Origin of the sequence: Kosakonia sp. LAM2021 (genome assembly GCF_016620385.1) — a bacterium.
Taxonomy (GTDB): Bacteria; Pseudomonadota; Gammaproteobacteria; order Enterobacterales; family Enterobacteriaceae; genus Kosakonia; species Kosakonia sacchari.
Map to the genome: position 1 here is coordinate 61885 of NZ_JAENHT010000004.1, position 16066 is coordinate 77950.

A 16066-nucleotide genomic window follows, 5' to 3' on the forward strand; every position below is an offset into this window, starting at 1 on the left:
TGTCTGATTGCATAGTAGCCTAAGGCAAATCGTGTCGGCTGCCGATAACTCACACATGGCAAAGTAAACAATAACAATGATGCAGTCTGCCCGAAGAGGCAGCGGCGCAGGTGAAGCACCGCGCCATTCAGGAGTGATGATGGAATTCTTTGATATCCGTAAAATGCCGGTCAATCTCTGGCGTAATGGGGCGGGTGAAACCCGAGAAATTTGCTGTTTTCCGCCCGCAACGCGTGATTTTAACTGGCGAGCCAGTATCGCTTCGCTTGCCAGCAACGGTGATTTTCCGCAATTTCCCGGCGTGGATCGGGTAATAACCCTGATTGAAGGTGGCGAAGTGACGCTGAATGGGGGAGGTGCTTTTAGCCACACGCTTAAACATCATCAGCCCTTTACTTTTGCCGGTGAGCAGCCGGTCAGAGCCGAGCTTTCCGACGGGCGCATGTCGCTGGATTTTAACGTAATGACGCGGCGCGATCGCTGCCAGGCGAAAGTCCGTATCGCCGATCGCACTTTTACTACTGTTGGTACACGCGGCGGCGTTATTTTCGTCCTGAGCGGAGCATGGCAATTAGGCGATAAATTGTTAACTGCCGATCAGGGCGCCTACTGGCAGGAAGGGCGGCAAACTCTGCGGTTGCTAAAGTCTGAAGGGCAATTACTGTTCAGTGAAATCACCTGGCTGCCCGGCCATTAATCCAGTTCGATGACTTCGTAATCCCCGGAAAGCAACGGCTTGCAGAGGATTTTGTAGCCGTCATGATCGAACCCCGCCGGTAAACGCAGCAGTTGCGCGGCAGCGGCGGGTTCATCAACTGAGCCTAACCATAGCCAGTTGTGAATAATGTGATACTGCGTCATTCCCGCTGTGCTCTCTTTCAGCCCAATTGGACCGCGCCAGGGCCAGCAAACCAGTTGCAAACGCGCCATCGCGGCAGCGAAGCGCTCATCATGTGCTTCACGCGTCTCTTTGCCACAACATGCCCCGGCACAGCGCTGTAACGCGGATCGAAAACAAGCCCGGTCGCGGCTTAGCGATTCCAGACCCAGCAGCCCATAACACAGCTTTTCGTCATCAGCGATAGACTGCAGCGCTTGCAAAGCGGCGCGACGGTTGGCAAACAGACCATACAGATCGGGGGAGGAGGAGAAATCTACCTCTTTGGCATACACCACCTGTGGCTTTTCACCGCTAAGGCACAGCGAGCAGAGCTGGCGATTACGGCGCAGACGCTTATTAAATAGCGGCTGCTGTTCTTTAATCAGCCGCGCTTCGAGCAACAGCGCGCCAATTTCACCGGCGGTGCAAATCCAGGTAATACGCCGCGCCTGACGCAGCATCGCCGCTTCATCGGGTGTGCGCAGGTGCGACAACACACGGCTGCGGATATTGACGCTTTTACCGATATAGAGCGGCATCGCCTCGCTTTCACCGTGAAAAATATAGACGCCGGGCTGTTTGGGCATTGCTTCCAGCCACGGACGAAGATGTTCCGGATATTCATAGATTGCCGCCGCTTCGAATTCAAGACGCGGGGCTGATTGACGCCTGACCACAAAATACTCCTGATACTGTTTACCCATCCAGTATAGCAGTCTGTAAGCGGCTAAAAAAGAGGCGGCTTGCGCCGCCTGAGGGTTATTTCTTTTTCCAGAAATCGTCGAATACGGTAATAGGCGGGCGGCGCTTGTGCTCTGTTTTCACATACCAGCCTTCAATGATTTTCGCGATACTGGCATCCAGCGTTTTCCCTTCCAGATAATCGTCGATATTTTCGTAAGTTACGCCCAGTGCGGCTTCATCCGGCAGCGAAGGACGATCGTCTTCCAGATCGGCCGTTGGCGCTTTTTTATAAAGATGTTCCGGGCAGCCCAGGTAAGCCAGCAACTGTTTACCCTGGCGTTTGTTCAGACGGAAAAGCGGGTTGATGTCGGTGCCGCCATCGCCATATTTGGTGAAGAAGCCGGTCACCGCTTCGGCGGCATGGTCGGTGCCAACCACTACGCCTTTCGTCATGCCCGCAATGCTGTATTGCGCTTTCATACGTTCGCGTGCTTTTTCATTGCCGCGCACAAAATCGCTTAGTTCGATGCCTGTTTCACGCAGCGCTTGCTCGCTTGCCAGCACCGAGGCTTTGATATTGACGGTAAGAACGCGATCCGGCTGAATAAACGCGATGGCATCCTGGCAATCCTGTTCATCCGCTTGCTTACCGTAAGGCAGACGGACGGCGATAAATTGATAGGCTTGATTGCCCGTTTCCTGGCGCAGTTCGCTGATTGCCATCTGGCTGATTTTCCCGGCCAGCGTGGAATCCTGACCGCCGCTAATGCCCAGCACCAGCGTTTGCAAAAAAGGATAGGTTTTCAGATAGGTTTTCAGGAAATCCACGCTGCGGCGAACTTCTTCTTCGGCGTTGACTGTGGGCTTCACGCCTAGCGCCTGAATAATCTCTTGTTGCAGAGTCATTTACCCCTCCGTTGTGTTGTCCTGCTTTGCAGGGTGCAAATAGATAATAGGGCCAAATTAACCCTTTGGCGGTAAAACGACAAGGATCACAGATTTGAGTGCCGCAATTTACGACGTTTTAGCAGCTTATCTCACTTTTATTAGATTTCTCCGAAAGTTATGCCAATGCAGTCTGTTAGTTGAAAAATGCAATTTTATATTCCAGGCTTAGATAACACGCTGATACACAAGCGGATACCAAAGAGGATGGAATATGAATAAGAACATCGCAGGAATTCTGGGCGCAGCTGCAGTGCTGACTATGCTGGCAGGTTGTACGGCTTACGATCGTGCAAAAGATCAGGTTTCTCAGCCGGTCGTGAAAGATGTGAAAAAAGGCATGAGCCGCCAGCAGGTTATGCAGGTTGCTGGCCGTCCTTCTTCTGAAGTTACGATGATCCATGCGCGCGGCACTTGCCAGACCTATATCCTGGGTCAACGTGACGGCAAAACCGAAACCTATTTCGTTGCGCTGGATGAAACTGGCCATGTCATGAACTCCGGCTACCAGACCTGCGCTGAGTATGATACTGACCCGCAAGCTAAGCAGTAATTTCGGTTTTCAGCCTGAGTAAATAAAAAACCGGCCAGTTGGCCGGTTTTTTATGGCTACCATAACGCTTACGCCGGGATGCTATCGATTTTACTGATGCGCGACCAGATGCGGTGCGCCGCAAGATGCGTCAGAAAATCATCGACAAAATTCGCTGTGGCGTTATCCGCCTCGACAATACCGTCCTCTCCCTGATCATCCACATTCAATAAGCGCTTAAACTGCCGCGCATCACCCGCAAGCGCGATAGTTTTCAGGTGTTTATAGGCTTCCAGCAGATAATATTTCGCGTCGCCATTTTGCAGGATATCGCTGATATCGCCGCCGGGAACAATGACGCCATCTACCGTCAGCGACGGCGATCCGGCGAAGGTGGCGGCAATCGGTAATTCGGAGCCATCATCCGCAGTCACTTGCCCCATTCGCGCATAGAGCAGTTTGCTATGAACACCTTTGGCTTTCAGTCCCTGCAATACGTTGAGTACATCCGTTGCGCTGACCTTATCATGCAGTAAAACTGCCACTACCCGGCCTTTCACGTTGCCATCCGGGACGGCATACAGACTCAGCGAAGGATCTTTTTTCAATCCATTCACTTCCGGTGGCGGGGCGATAGTTAACTGATCATCGCTCAAGGTGATACCGAGATTTTCCGCCACACCTTGCGCCAGATGAACGTCAATGTGCGCCAGGTGATCCACCACGCGTTCACGAATATACGTGCGCACCACTTTGCTCAGCTCAAAGCTGAAAGCATCAATAATATGACGCTGTTCAAATGGTGTCTGGCTTAACCAGAACAGGCGCGGATGCGCGTAATACTCACCAAATGAGGGGCTGCGTTCGCGGATTTTTTCCCCTTCGACGCGCTCCTGGTAAGTCTCGAAACCACCGCGTTTCGGGCCGGGCGGTGTTTCCCGCGGCCAGTTATCATTGATGGAGTTCGGCTCATAGTTAGCGGGATTGGTGTCAATCTCCATGCGGTGCATGCCGTCGCGCTGCAAATTATGGTACGGGCAAGTTGGGCGGTTGATAGGGATTTCATGGAAGTTCGGCCCGCCAAGTCGGCTGATTTGCGTATCGGTATAGGAGAACAAACGCCCCTGCAGCAGCGGGTCGTTGGTAAAATCCAGACCGGGAACGATATGCCCTGGATGGAACGCGGCCTGTTCGTTTTCGGCAAAGAAGTTGTCCGGGTTACGGTTTAACACCATTTTACCGACGCGCTGCACGGGTACCAGCTCTTCGGGAATAAGTTTGGTCGGGTCCAGCAGGTCGAAATCAAATTTGAATTCGTCCTCTTCCGGGATCAGTTGTAAACCCAGTTCATATTCCGGGTAATCGCCAGCCTCAATGGCTTCCCACAACTCGCGACGGTGGAAGTCCGGATCGCGCCCGGTCAGTTTTTGCGACTCGTCCCACACCAGCGATGCTTTGCCTGCCAGCGGTTTCCAGTGGAAGCGAACAAACGTGGCTTTGCCTTCGGCGTTGATCAGGCGAAACGTGTGGATGCCAAAACCTTCCATTGTGCGATAGCTGCGCGGAATGCCGCGATCGGACATCGCCCACATTACGTTGTGTAAGGTTTCGGGTTGCAACGAAACATAGTCCCAGAAGGTGTCATGTGCGCTTTGACCTTGCGGGATCGCCCAGTGCGGCTCCGGTTTTACCGCGTGGACAAAATCGGGGAATTTGTGCGCATCCTGGATGAAGAAAACCGGCGTATTGTTGCCGACCAGGTCAAAAATGCCTTCTTCGGTGTAGAACTTGGTGGCAAATCCACGGATGTCACGCACGGTGTCCGCTGAACCCGCGCCGCCCTGTACCGTGGAAAAACGGACAAATACCGGGGTGATTTTCTCCGCATCTGAGAGAAAATCCGCTTTGGTAATATCACTCAGGCTACGATAAGGCTGAAAGTAGCCATGCGCCGCCGACCCGCGCGCATGCACGATACGTTCCGGGATGCGTTCATGGTCGAAGTGGGTGATTTTCTCCCGCAGGATAAAGTCTTCCAGCAGTGTTGGGCCGCGTTTTCCCGCGCGCAGGGAGTTTTGGTCATCGGCGATGCGCACGCCCTGGTTAGTGGTCAGGGGATAATTCTCGCCGCCCTTACGGTAAGGCTCCAGTGCGTTCAGTTTGTCATTCGACGTATCCGGCGCTTTCATGCTCCCCGGTGCGGTCGGTTGCTCGCCAGGTGCTGTCGGGCGCGGGGAAGGGCGGTGAGAATTGTCTTCAGGTGCCAGCGAGTCCAGCCCAGGGCGGGATTCGTTAGCGTCATGAACCGGGGCGTGATGGTGAGGGTCTTTCTCATTGTGCGACATTGAACTCGTCTCCTGTTTTCATTGCTGAAAAATGGTCGATGTTTCCTTAAAACCCTTCTAACTATAGAACAACGTGCTGCGTTAACCTGGTTAATCAGCGGGCAGAAAGGGGATGAAAAATCAGAGAAAGTGGTTCCAGGCGCGACGGACAAGCTCACAATCGGCTATGATAGGTCTTTAATGTTTGAAGAATTTGTCTGTAGAACGCATTGCTTATGAAATCTTATCGCCAACAAAACCGAGCCATTATCAGCTATGTCCCGCGTGTCGAACCGGCTCCCCCCGATCACGCCTCAAAAGTGGATGGCTATCGTGATGTCTGGTTGCTGCGTGGCAAGTATGTGGCGTTTGTGTTGATGGGGGAAAAGTTTCGCCGCTCGCCGATCTTTAGCGTACCGGAAGCCGCTCAGCGCTGGGCGCTGCAAATGCGTCAGGAAGGTGAGATAGATGAAGAGTAAAAAAGCCGCCTGACATTGCAGGCGGCTTTCTTGTCAATCAATGCCCCTCTAAGAGAGTGGCATCGTTTATTCCCTACCGGGTGATTAACGGTGCGCCAGCTCGGCGTCCTCTTCACTGTCCAGCACGGCTTTATCGGTCTGTTTCAGCCACTGGCTGGTCAGCGTACCGGCGGTCATGGAACCACTGACATTCAGGGCGGTACGGCCCATATCGATAAGCGGTTCAACGGAGATAAGCAGCGCCACCAGCGTTACCGGCAGGCCCAGCGCAGGCAAGACGATAAGCGCGGCAAAAGTGGCACCACCGCCAACACCCGCTACGCCTGCGGAACTGACGGTGACAATCCCTACCAGGGTGGCAATCCACAGCGGATCCAACGGGTTGATACCAACGGTCGGAGCTACCATCACTGCCAGCATTGCCGGGTAAAGACCCGCACAGCCGTTCTGCCCAATGGTTGCACCAAAAGAGGCAGAGAAGCTGGCGATGGATTCTGGTACGCCCAGGCGACGCGTTTGCGCTTCCACGTTCAGCGGAATGGATGCAGCGCTGGAGCGGCTGGTGAAGGCAAATGTCAGTACCGGCCATACCTTACGGAAGAATTTCAGCGGGCTCACGCCGTTCACGCCAAGCAGCAGACCGTGCACCACAAACATAATGCCCAGGCCAAGGTAAGAGGCGATAACGAAGCTGCCCAACTTAATGATGTCCTGAATGTTAGAGCCGGCAACAACTTTGGTCATCAGCGCCAGCACGCCATACGGCGTCAGTTGCATCACAAGGCGTACCAGTTTCATCACCCAGCTTTGCAGCGTATCGATAGCGGTCAGTACGCGCTGGCCTTTCGGCGCATCATCTTTCAGCAGCTTCAGTGCCGCAACGCCAAGGAAAGCCGCGAAGATAACGATGCTGATAATCGACGTTGGATTTGCGCCGGTCAGGTCGGCAAACGGGTTTTTCGGTACGAAAGAGAGCAGCAACTGCGGCACGGTGAGATCGGCTACTTTGCCGACATAGTTGCTCTGAATGGCGTTCAAACGTGCGGTTTCTGCCGTTCCCTGCACCAGACCTTCTGCCGTCAAACCGAACAGATTGGTCACCAGCACGCCCACCAGCGCGGCGATGAGCGTGGTGAACAGCAATGTGCCGATAGTCAGGAAACTGATCTTACCCAGTTGTGACGCGTTATGCAGACGCGCAACGGCGCTCAAAATTGAGGCGAAAACCAGCGGCATGACAATCATTTGCAGCAACTGGACATAGCCATTGCCGACGACGTTGAACCACTGGATGGAATCTTTCAGTACCGGGTTATCAGCACCATAGATAGCCTGCAGCGCAAGGCCGAAGATCACGCCAAGGCCTAAACCGACCAGTACTTTTTTTGCCAGGCTCCACTGTTTGTGACGCGTCTGCGCCAGCAAAAACAGCAGTGCCACGAACACTACAACGTTCGCGATGAGTGGAAAATTCATCCCCGTTCTCCTGATATCATTATTCGGTCGGCCTTCTCGGCCGCTCCTGTTGCGCAAGGTTAGCAGAAGTGCTGAAATGGGCTTATATCCAAATGGAATGGGTTATATCGAAATGAAAAGAAGTGACGATTTAATGTTCAGATTGCTGATGAATAAAGCGATTAAACTGCTCTTGCAGCGACGTTATGATGTGTGATGACCAGCGGACTGCACCGTTTTCGGGCAATGTTTGCGGCATCCATACCGCATAAGTAAATAGCGCCATACATAATACTCGCTCCAGTTGGTTACCTTTTTGCGGCACCAGCAGCGGCAGGCGAAAGCGCCAGCGACAGGGCCAGAGCAGCGGTACGCCGGCAGGAGTTAGCATATCCGCCAGAATATGGCTGAGATAACCGACCACCATTCCCTGTAGCGCATCGGCGGGCACTATCCAGCTTTCTGGCACTTTTAAATAAAAGAGCGTCAGTGCCAGAAAAACCGCCAGCAGGCTATGCGTAAATCCGCGATGCCCGAAAGCGCGGGCGACAGGTTTTGATATCCATTTCAGGCGTTGCCCGAGAAAAGATTTCGGATGGTCGATATCCGGCAGCAGGCAGGTGAGAATAGCGGACGGGACAATATGCCACCAGTCACCCTGGGCGAGGACGGGCGTTAACTCAGCGTTTTTGGAAAACACCGCGCAAGCAATGGAAAAAAGCAGGTGTCCTTCCGCCGTCATGGTCAAACTCACTCAACTGTCGATGCATACAGTATAGGATGTTTGTACAGTAGGCGGAAGAGGTGACGGTGTAACTCTTTGTCACAATCCTGAACGTTTAACGCGCCAGCCAGCCACCATCGACGGCAAGGGTGTAACCATTAATATAATCCGCCGCTTTTGAGGCCAGAAACACCGCAGCGCCTTTCAGATCTTCTGGTTCTCCCCAGCGTCCGGCGGGAATACGGTCAAGGATCTCCTGACTGCGCTCCGCATCTTCTCGCAGTTGCTGCGTGTTATTGGTCGCCATATAGCCGGGCGCGATCGCATTAACGTTAATCTGATGTGGTGCCCATTCGTTTGCCAGCAAACGCGTCAACCCCATGACGCCGCTCTTGGATGCCGTATATGAAGGCACGCGGATGCCGCCCTGGTACGAGAGCATCGAAGCGATGTTAATGATTTTCCCGCCATTCCCCTGGGCAATAAATTGTCGTGCCACCGCCTGAGAGAGAAAAAAGACCGTTTTCAGGTTCAGGTTCATCACGTCATCCCAGTCTTGCTCACTGAAATCAATGGCATCGCAGCGGCGAATCGTCCCCGCGTTATTCACCAGAATGTTGATGTGCCCAAATGTCGCAACGGCTTGCTTAACCACCTCATCAAGACCGTGCTGGTGGCGAAGGTCGGCCTGAATAGCATGGAAACGGCGTCCCAACGCCTGCACTCGGGAGGCGGTTTCCTGCGGCACTTTGCGGCCAACGCCGACGATATCGCAACCCGCTTCAGCAAGCCCCAATGCCATTCCCTGACCCAGCCCGGTGTCGCACCCGGTGACGATAGCCACTTTACCCGCAAGCTTAAAGGCTTCCAGTATCATATTTACTCCGGCGTTTTAAATTGTTGTCATGGGCATCTGCGCCTGAAGATCAGGATAGAAGGCGGATAAAGAAAACACAAATAAAAATGAAATGGCGTTTCAAAATATGAGAGGTAAAGGGGTGATTTGTATCACCCCACAGGAGAATTAACCGCGAAGATGTGTGAGCGTGAGCTGTTCGAGACTTTCTAGTTTCGCGTTAGCAAGCACGTAGCGTGGGTCAGCGCGATGTTCGGCATCCGGCACAACGATGGAACGCATTCGCGCCGCTTTGCTGGCAATCATGCCGTTAACTGAATCTTCCAGCGCCACACACGTGAGCGGGTCGACGCCCAGTTTTGCCGCGCAGTCCAGATAAACCTGCGGGTGCGGCTTGCTGTAGGGTAACTTTTCCGCTGAAGCGAGTGCATCGAAACTGTCGCGCAGATCGAACATGGTCAGCACTTTTTCCAGCATGTGCAGCGGCGATGCGGATGCCAGCCCAACCGCCAGTCCGCTGTTCTTACACAGCGTGATGGCTTCATGGACGCCCGGCAGCAACGGGCGCTTTTCTTCAACCAGTGAGATGGCGCGCTGAATGATTCTGTCGGTGACTTCCTGACGGCTCGGACCATTCCACGGCTGCTGTGCATACCACAGTTCAACCACCATATCGATGCGCAGGCCAAGCGTATCCGGCAACTCATTACGCCTTGAAATGTCGACGCCAAGGCTTGCCACAACGTCGAGTTCGGCGCGATCCCATAGTGGTTCAGAGTCGATGAGTAATCCATCCATATCAAAAATGGCAGCAAGAATTTGTCGCTGGGCAGACATAACACCTCTCTATTCATGGATTTTGCGGGGATAAAAGCGAAATTATGGTTAAGCATTCATCATACTGCCTTTAAAGATCAGGCGAAAATGGTTATCAGCAGGTAGACTAAGGCGCAAACAATGCGTCACTTACAAGGGGAATCCATGACGTATCAACAAGCTGGACGCATCGCCGTGCTGAAACGCGTCCTGGGTTGGGTGATTTTTATTCCAGCCGTCATTTCGACAATTATTTCTGTACTGAAGTTTATGTACGATCACAGCGAAAAACAGCCGGGCATCAATGCCGTGATGCTTGATTTCGCCCATGTGATCATTGAGATGATGCGTTTTAACACGCCATTCCTGAATCTTTTTTGGTACAACTCGCCAACGCCTGACTTCCACCAAAGCCTGAACATCATGTTCTGGATTATCTATGTACTGATCTTTGTCGGGCTGGCGCTGCAGGCGTCCGGTGCGCGCATGAGTCGTCAGGCGCGTTTTCTGCGTGAAGGCGTGGAAAACCAGATGATCCTCGAGAAAGCCAAAGGAACGGAAGGGTTAACGCGTGAGCAGATTGAAGCTCGCATTGTGGTGCCACATCACACCATCTTTCTGCAAATTTTCCCGCTCTATGTATTACCGGTGATAATCATTGTTGCAGGCTATTTCTTCTTTACGCTGCTCGGTTTTCTGTAACGCCTCAAACCCGAGGCGTTGCGCCCCGGGTCTGAGAACAACACTCACGCCGCCAGCACACGATCTAGCGCTTTTTGCGCATTCACCAGATGTTCGCCACCGAATAAGATTGCCCGATTAAACAAAGTGTAAAGCTGGTAAAGGGGTTGGCGATCGAGGAAATCTGGAGGAAGCGGGGAGATGGACTGGTAACCGTCATAGATTTGCGGCGGCTGGTCCGGGTGCAGCGGCAGCATCGCCAGGTCACACTCACGGTCGCCCCAGTAGCAAGCCGGGTCGTAGATGTAAGGACCGTCAGGCCCAAGGGAGCAATTGGCCGACCAAAGATCGCCATGCAATAACGAGGGTTGCGGCTGGTGAGAACTCAGCCGTTGCTGAACGTGTTCGACAATCGCGTCGATATTACCAAACTCCAGCCCTCTTTCCGCCGCCAGTTCTAACTGCCAGCCAATGCGTTGCTCGGCAAAAAACGTTGACCAGCGGCGCTGCCAGGCGTTGGGCTGCGGCGTGGTGGAAAGATCGTTGTCGAAATCGAGGCCAAACTGCGGCTGATCGCTCCACTGGTGCAGGCGCGCTAACTGCTGACCCAGCAGAAACGCGCTGTGCGCATCAAGCGGGCGGGCAGGAAGATACTCCATGACCAGAAAGCTGTAGTCGCGGTCGCTTCCCACCGCCCAAACCTCAGGGACACGTACGGTATTACTGCGTGCCAGTAGGGCGAGCTGATCGGCTTCGGCCGTAAAAATGGGGAGCAGTGCGCGATCATCACACTTTACGAAGAGATCGCGCCCGGCGTAGCGTACGTGCCACGCGGCATGGATTTCGCCACCGGGCAGTTCATCGCGTTGTTCAATTTCGCCTTCACCCAGTTGTTCGCTTAACAGACCACTTATCGCTTGCCACATGATGTCTCTCCCATGTAATCAGCCAGATCATAAGGTTAGCGCACTACAGCTGTTGAAAAATCCGACTTAACGCACGCCCGGCATACGCAACGGTGGAAAGGCACTTAATGTTCCTGCTTCTGGAACGCTTCCCAGGTGGTGACAGTGATTTCCGTCTCTTCGTCCACGGCGCTCTCAGCAAGCCCGCTTGCCAGCGCATGAACATCCTTTTCACTTAGCGCACTGATGAAACCGAACGTATTGGTGCCAAGATCGTGTACGTTGCCGTTATCATCCGCCATCGTGAGGAGAAAGCCGGCGCGTGTAAAGTGGTTATTGATCTCGTTGATGTCTGTCAGCGTTTGGTCATGAAATTTGACCTCGACTATGTAGCGGGTGATGCCATCGCTGCCCATCTTTCACCTCGTTGTTATCTTGATGTTTTTTTAGCATAGACGGTGAGTGACATTTGTCGACCACCGCGGCGATATTTGATATTTCCCCTTCCTGCCGGAAGGGGGTATGTCAGGCATGGCACAAATAGTCGTAGATCTTTTGCGTATCTTCCCGCGCGCACAAGCGAGTACCCTGGTTGATGGTGGCTGCACTCCCGGCTGCGACGCCGAAACGTACCATGTCATCAAAAGGCGCATCTTGTGCAAGTTTGAGCGTCATTGCGCCAACCATGCTATCACCTGCGCCCACCGTGCTTTGGCTTTTCATCGGCGGTGGTACGACCTGAACACAATTATTGACATCCACGCCCAATGCTCCCTGCGGGCCAAGAGAGACGACCACGCGCAAGGCTTTGCCCGTTTGAACGATCTCCTGCGCAGCTTTGCGCACATCGTCTGGCTGGGTGAGCTCTCTACCGACCAGCGCGCTCAACTCCTTCTGGTTGGGCTTTACCAGCTCGATATTGCCAATTGCGAGCGCTGCGGTTAGTGCCTCGCCCGAGCTATCGACAATGCAGCGAATCCCCTGTTTTTGCGCGGCTTTAATTAGCTGTGTCAGTTTTTCAACCTGAACGCCAGGAGGCAGGCTGCCGCTTATCACTAAAATCGCGCCACGTTCAATAATCAGGACTTTCTCTTCTATCTGGCGAAACTCATCTTCGTTCAACGTGGCGCCGGGCATGACAAACCGGTATTGCTCACCGCTGGACTCGACATGAACGTGCAGGTTCTGCCGCGTCCAGTCTTGGGTGTCTACGGTTACGGTCGGTACGTTCTCATCTGCCAGCAATGCGGTGAGATGCTCGCCCGTTGCGCCACCAGTGGGAAATATTGCCGTTGCTTTACCGCCCAGATGTGCAATTGCGCGGGCAACATTAATACCGCCGCCGCCAGGCTCAAAAACGGGCGCCGTACAACGCAGTTTACCTTCGGGATAAATTTGTGGCGTCAGTGTCGCACTATCAAGCGAAGGCGCCAGCGTAAGGGTGTATATAGCTGCCATGATGACCTCCTTTTTCTCAGACTGATGTAAGCCTGGCACTGTTCAGGCAGAAGGGAAAGGAATTAAGAGCATGATTTCAAAATGATATTGATTTAATGCGCAGCGGTGATTAATAACCGTTTGTGCTGTTTTAAGATCCCTCTTATTCAAAAAATCAAATAAGATTTCATTGATATGTTTAAGCGGCCTTTTTATAATTTGTTACCTTTCTTTGGACCGCTGGTCATTGATCCTAATGAAAGTTTCCGGGACCGTGTTGGTCTCTTTTTTTGCTGTTCGGACTCTAAATAAATGAAGCTTTTGAAGACAGTACCCGTGCTTGTGATGGCGGCGGGTGTGTTTGTATCAATGCACGCGTTTGCAGATGATACTGTTTTTACTGTCATGGATGATCCCTCTACCGCTAAAGCGCCGTTTGAAGGCAGTGTAAACGGTGGTTATCTGGCTCAGTCCGGCAATACAAAGAGCTCCTCTTTGACTGCTGATTCCACCTTGACCTGGTATGGCGAGACTACTGCCTGGTCTTTGTGGGGCAACGCCAGCAATACATCGTCAAATGATGTGCGTTCGTCTGAAAAATACGCAGTAGGTGGCCGTAGCCGTTATAACATGACGGATTACGATTACCTGTTTGGTCAGGCGAGCTGGTTAACTGACCGCTATAACGGCTATAGCGATCGCGATGTGCTGACCGCTGGTTATGGTCGTCAGTTCCTGAATGGTCCGGTTCACAGCCTGCGCTTTGAATTCGGTCCTGGTGTTCGTTATGACAAGTACACCGACGGCAACACGAAAACGACCGGGCTCGGTTATGCTTCCGGTACCTACGCCTGGCAGATGACCGATACCACGAAATTCACCCAGGGTGTTTCCGTATTTGGTGCGGACGATACGACCGTGAACTCAGAAACAGCGCTGAACGTAGCGATTAACGCGCACTTTGCTCTGAAAGTCGCGTATAACCTGACCTGGAACTCTCAGCCACCGTCAACGGCGCCGGATCATACCGATCGCAGAACGACGGTAACGTTAGGCTATAAAATGTAATTCGTTGGGCCGAAAATATCGGCCCATCTTTTATTTGTTAATTTGTGCTCTTTTCATTCCACCATTCAATTTTCAGTTTCGTTTAAGTATTCTTTTCTCTTCATAATTTCCTCACAATTAATATTTGGGTTACATATTCAGTTTATTTGACACGAATGGATAAATAAATTGACTGTGCAAAAGTGTGATCCAGATCTACACTAACAACACGGGCAAACAAGCGCCCAGCCAGTAAATGTAATTATTCAATAATGAGAATTTAATTATGAAAAAAATCAAAACCGCTGCGGTCGCCGTCGTGCTTTCTGCACTCTCTTTTGGCGTTTTCGCGGCTCAGCCTGCAGCAACTGCCAGCCAGACTAACACTAACATCACCAATATTGAAGCGGGTTCCAATATGGTTCCGGTGTCTCAATCAACTCAGGGTTCAAATGACAATGCGTTTAATGCGCACACCCTGGTCGCGGGTGAGTGGAACTAAATACATTCTAAGTTAATTCATTAACTTTGAAAAAACCGGATTAAGTCGTACCGGTTTTTTTATTTTTGCCGCAACGCGGATTCTGTGAAATAAGGTTATTTCGTCGCGGGTGGTAAAGGGTTTTGTTATTAAGTGCTGTTATTAAACTTAATGAAAATACCTTGTTAGTTGCGAAGAAGCGCCAGAATATTCTCTGCCGACTGGTTAGCAACTTTTAGCACCATATCCTGGCTCTGCTGTAATATCTGCGCTTTTGCCACCTTACTGATTTCCAGCGCGTAATCCGCATCTTCAATCCGGCTCTTTGCCGCTTGTGTTGCAACGTTCTGTTGTGCCAGTACCGATTTATTCGATTCGAAACGATTGATATAGGCGCCATATTGCGCACGCCAGGCGCTTACTTTATCCACTGCTTTGTCAAGCGCACCCATTGCGGCGCCTGCCGATGCCGCCGTTTGTAAGGATGTCGCGTTTAAACCCAGTGATTTCACATCAGCCGGCGTGGTTGGCATGGTTACGGATTGGATATCATCACCAACGTTCGCACTGGTTACGACCTCCCACGGACGACTCTGCTTCGGCGGTTCCGCCGGAGTTATCGTTGGTTTGGGCAGGGTCCCCCAGGTTAAATTGCTGGTAAAAGAACCACTGCCCACGATCATCACCACCAAATCTTCCGTAACGTTATCGATCTTTACCCGCTCGAGTCGGTTTGAACCGTTGCTACCGTCGTTGTAGGCGCTGCCCGGTTCGTAACGGTCGCCATCGCCGCTGTAAGCGATAGTCATACCGTTGTAGTTCAGCGTCTCGCTACCGTTTAGCGCCCACGATGCGCCTCCTTCAATTAGTAAAGAATCGTCGTAGGTTGCACCATGCGCAAAACCATTGGCTTCGGTGAGTACACGGCTGGTCGCTTTCGCTGAATCCGTTATACCGCGGCTTTTCCATGTATAGTCCGGCGCTGTACCGTTAACCGGTGTACCGGCCAGATGCTTGCCGTCGCGCGTGAATAATTGAATGTCATCATCCAGGCCAAGTGAATCAATAGTAATAGCAATATTTGTCGAACCGGCAGGGATGTAGGCCAGCGAGACAATGCCTGAACTGAACGAATAATTGGTTCCCTGAACCGGAAACTTTACGTTTAAGGGCGGCACATCACCAATCAGCTCCGGTGGCAGTTCTGGTGAATCAGTAGCCAGCGGGTAGCGTCCAAAAATCTCTGTACCCTCCGAGATTGACTGAATATTGTTAAGAATATTTTGATATTCGTTCTGAATGCTCTGTCGGTCATTCTCTGAGAGCGTGCTATTTCCGGATTGTATAGCCAGGCTTTTCGCCCGGATCAAAAGTTCGCTAACAGTGCTCAGGCTGCCATCTGCGGTCTGCGCCATACTGATAGCATCATCAAGTCCGCGCGACACAACTCTGTCCGAGCTGGCGTTAGAGCGCATGCGGTTAGCAATAGACTGCCCGGCAGCATCGTCTTTCGCGCCATTAATGCGCAACCCCGATGACAGACGTTCAATGCTTTCTTGTAGCGTGGAGGTCGTTTTTTTTCGGGCGGTGAGGTTCAGCCCGATAAACTCATTATGATTGATTGCCTGCATTATCGTCAGTGATTCATTCAAACCGCTAATGAATTAATCATCGGCAAGGGGCTAATTAACTTTAAGGTAAATTCGCAGACAAATTTAACTTTGTGCAAGTGCCTGGAAATAAGTGACGTACAAAAAAAGCCACTTGCGTAGCCTCTTCATGCTGTCAGGGGGAAAGACGCAGTGTACAGATGTTAGTAA

At 52.2% G+C, this 16066-nt stretch carries 17 protein-coding genes; 6 read left to right on the plus strand and 11 right to left on the minus strand.

What is annotated here, in order from left to right:
- Nucleotides 1–139: 139 nt before the first annotated feature.
- Nucleotides 140–697, plus strand: coding sequence for an environmental stress-induced protein Ves (gene ves, locus JKP81_RS11050; protein WP_200551770.1), 558 nt, complete (start codon nt 140–142; stop codon nt 695–697).
- Here ves and cho read toward each other — a convergent pair.
- Together cho and nadE are read right to left on the minus strand one after the other, a co-directional pair.
- The gene (gene cho / locus JKP81_RS11055) at nt 694–1557 is read right to left on the minus strand and encodes an excinuclease Cho (RefSeq protein ID WP_200551771.1); all 864 of its coding nucleotides are present in this window, start codon (nt 1555–1557) and stop codon (nt 694–696) included. The two genes, ves and cho, sit on opposite strands and share 4 nt — an antisense overlap.
- 82 nt (nt 1558–1639) lie before the next feature.
- Nucleotides 1640–2470, minus strand: a complete 831-nt coding sequence (nadE, locus tag JKP81_RS11060) for an ammonia-dependent NAD(+) synthetase (protein ID WP_200551772.1) — start codon at nt 2468–2470, stop codon at nt 1640–1642.
- Nucleotides 2471–2723: 253 nt separating this feature from the next.
- On the opposite strand from nadE, the gene osmE reads away from it, so the two are divergent.
- Complete coding sequence (gene osmE / locus JKP81_RS11065; protein WP_017456537.1) at nt 2724–3062, plus strand: osmotically-inducible lipoprotein OsmE; 339 nt, start codon at nt 2724–2726, stop codon at nt 3060–3062.
- Between the two features lie 68 nt (nt 3063–3130).
- Here the strand turns inward: osmE and katE are convergent, their stop codons facing one another.
- On the minus strand, nt 3131–5386 hold the full coding sequence (gene katE, locus JKP81_RS11070) for a catalase HPII (protein ID WP_200551773.1): 2256 nt from the start codon (nt 5384–5386) through the stop codon (nt 3131–3133).
- A gap of 215 nt (nt 5387–5601) precedes the next feature.
- On the opposite strand from katE, the gene cedA reads away from it, so the two are divergent.
- Nucleotides 5602–5844, plus strand: coding sequence for a cell division activator CedA (gene cedA, locus JKP81_RS11075; RefSeq protein WP_200551774.1), 243 nt, complete (start codon nt 5602–5604; stop codon nt 5842–5844).
- A gap of 84 nt (nt 5845–5928) precedes the next feature.
- Here the strand turns inward: cedA and JKP81_RS11080 are convergent, their stop codons facing one another.
- From JKP81_RS11080 to hxpB, 4 genes are all read right to left on the minus strand, one after another.
- Nucleotides 5929–7320 (minus strand): L-cystine transporter, encoded by a 1392-nt coding sequence (locus JKP81_RS11080; protein ID WP_200551775.1) that lies wholly within the window; start codon nt 7318–7320, stop codon nt 5929–5931.
- Between the two features lie 130 nt (nt 7321–7450).
- Nucleotides 7451–8041, minus strand: a complete 591-nt coding sequence (locus JKP81_RS11085) for a metal-dependent hydrolase (protein WP_200551776.1) — start codon at nt 8039–8041, stop codon at nt 7451–7453.
- 97 nt (nt 8042–8138) lie between these two features.
- Entirely contained in the window at nt 8139–8900 is a 762-nt protein-coding gene (kduD, locus tag JKP81_RS11090) for a 2-dehydro-3-deoxy-D-gluconate 5-dehydrogenase KduD (RefSeq protein WP_200551777.1), read from the minus strand.
- 147 nt (nt 8901–9047) lie between these two features.
- A complete protein-coding gene (gene hxpB / locus JKP81_RS11095; RefSeq protein ID WP_200551778.1) occupies nt 9048–9716 on the minus strand; it encodes a hexitol phosphatase HxpB in 669 nt (222 codons plus the stop codon).
- A 144-nt stretch (nt 9717–9860) separates the two neighbouring features.
- Here hxpB and JKP81_RS11100 point away from each other — a divergent pair, with 144 nt between their 5' ends.
- Nucleotides 9861–10397: a YniB family protein gene (locus JKP81_RS11100; protein WP_200551984.1), complete on the plus strand. Its 537-nt coding sequence runs from the start codon at nt 9861–9863 to the stop codon at nt 10395–10397.
- Between the two features lie 44 nt (nt 10398–10441).
- On the opposite strand, the gene JKP81_RS11105 is transcribed toward JKP81_RS11100, so the two are convergent.
- The 3 genes from JKP81_RS11105 to pfkB form a co-directional block, all read right to left on the minus strand.
- Nucleotides 10442–11302 (minus strand): fructosamine kinase family protein, encoded by an 861-nt coding sequence (locus JKP81_RS11105; protein WP_200551779.1) that lies wholly within the window; start codon nt 11300–11302, stop codon nt 10442–10444.
- 104 nt (nt 11303–11406) lie between these two features.
- Nucleotides 11407–11697, minus strand: coding sequence for a type V toxin-antitoxin system endoribonuclease antitoxin GhoS (gene ghoS / locus JKP81_RS11110; protein WP_200551780.1), 291 nt, complete (start codon nt 11695–11697; stop codon nt 11407–11409).
- Between the two features lie 109 nt (nt 11698–11806).
- Nucleotides 11807–12739, minus strand: coding sequence for a 6-phosphofructokinase II (pfkB, locus tag JKP81_RS11115; protein WP_200551781.1), 933 nt, complete (start codon nt 12737–12739; stop codon nt 11807–11809).
- Between the two features lie 291 nt (nt 12740–13030).
- Here pfkB and JKP81_RS11120 point away from each other — a divergent pair, with 291 nt between their 5' ends.
- Together JKP81_RS11120 and JKP81_RS11125 are read left to right on the plus strand one after the other, a co-directional pair.
- Nucleotides 13031–13786: a YdiY family protein gene (locus tag JKP81_RS11120; protein WP_200551782.1), complete on the plus strand. Its 756-nt coding sequence runs from the start codon at nt 13031–13033 to the stop codon at nt 13784–13786.
- Nucleotides 13787–14051: 265 nt separating this feature from the next.
- Nucleotides 14052–14267, plus strand: a complete 216-nt coding sequence (locus JKP81_RS11125) for a hypothetical protein (RefSeq protein WP_017456549.1) — start codon at nt 14052–14054, stop codon at nt 14265–14267.
- A gap of 164 nt (nt 14268–14431) precedes the next feature.
- Here JKP81_RS11125 and JKP81_RS11130 read toward each other — a convergent pair whose 3' ends face one another.
- Complete coding sequence (locus JKP81_RS11130) at nt 14432–15877, minus strand: flagellin (RefSeq protein WP_200551783.1); 1446 nt, start codon at nt 15875–15877, stop codon at nt 14432–14434.
- Nucleotides 15878–16066: the final 189 nt, after the last annotated feature.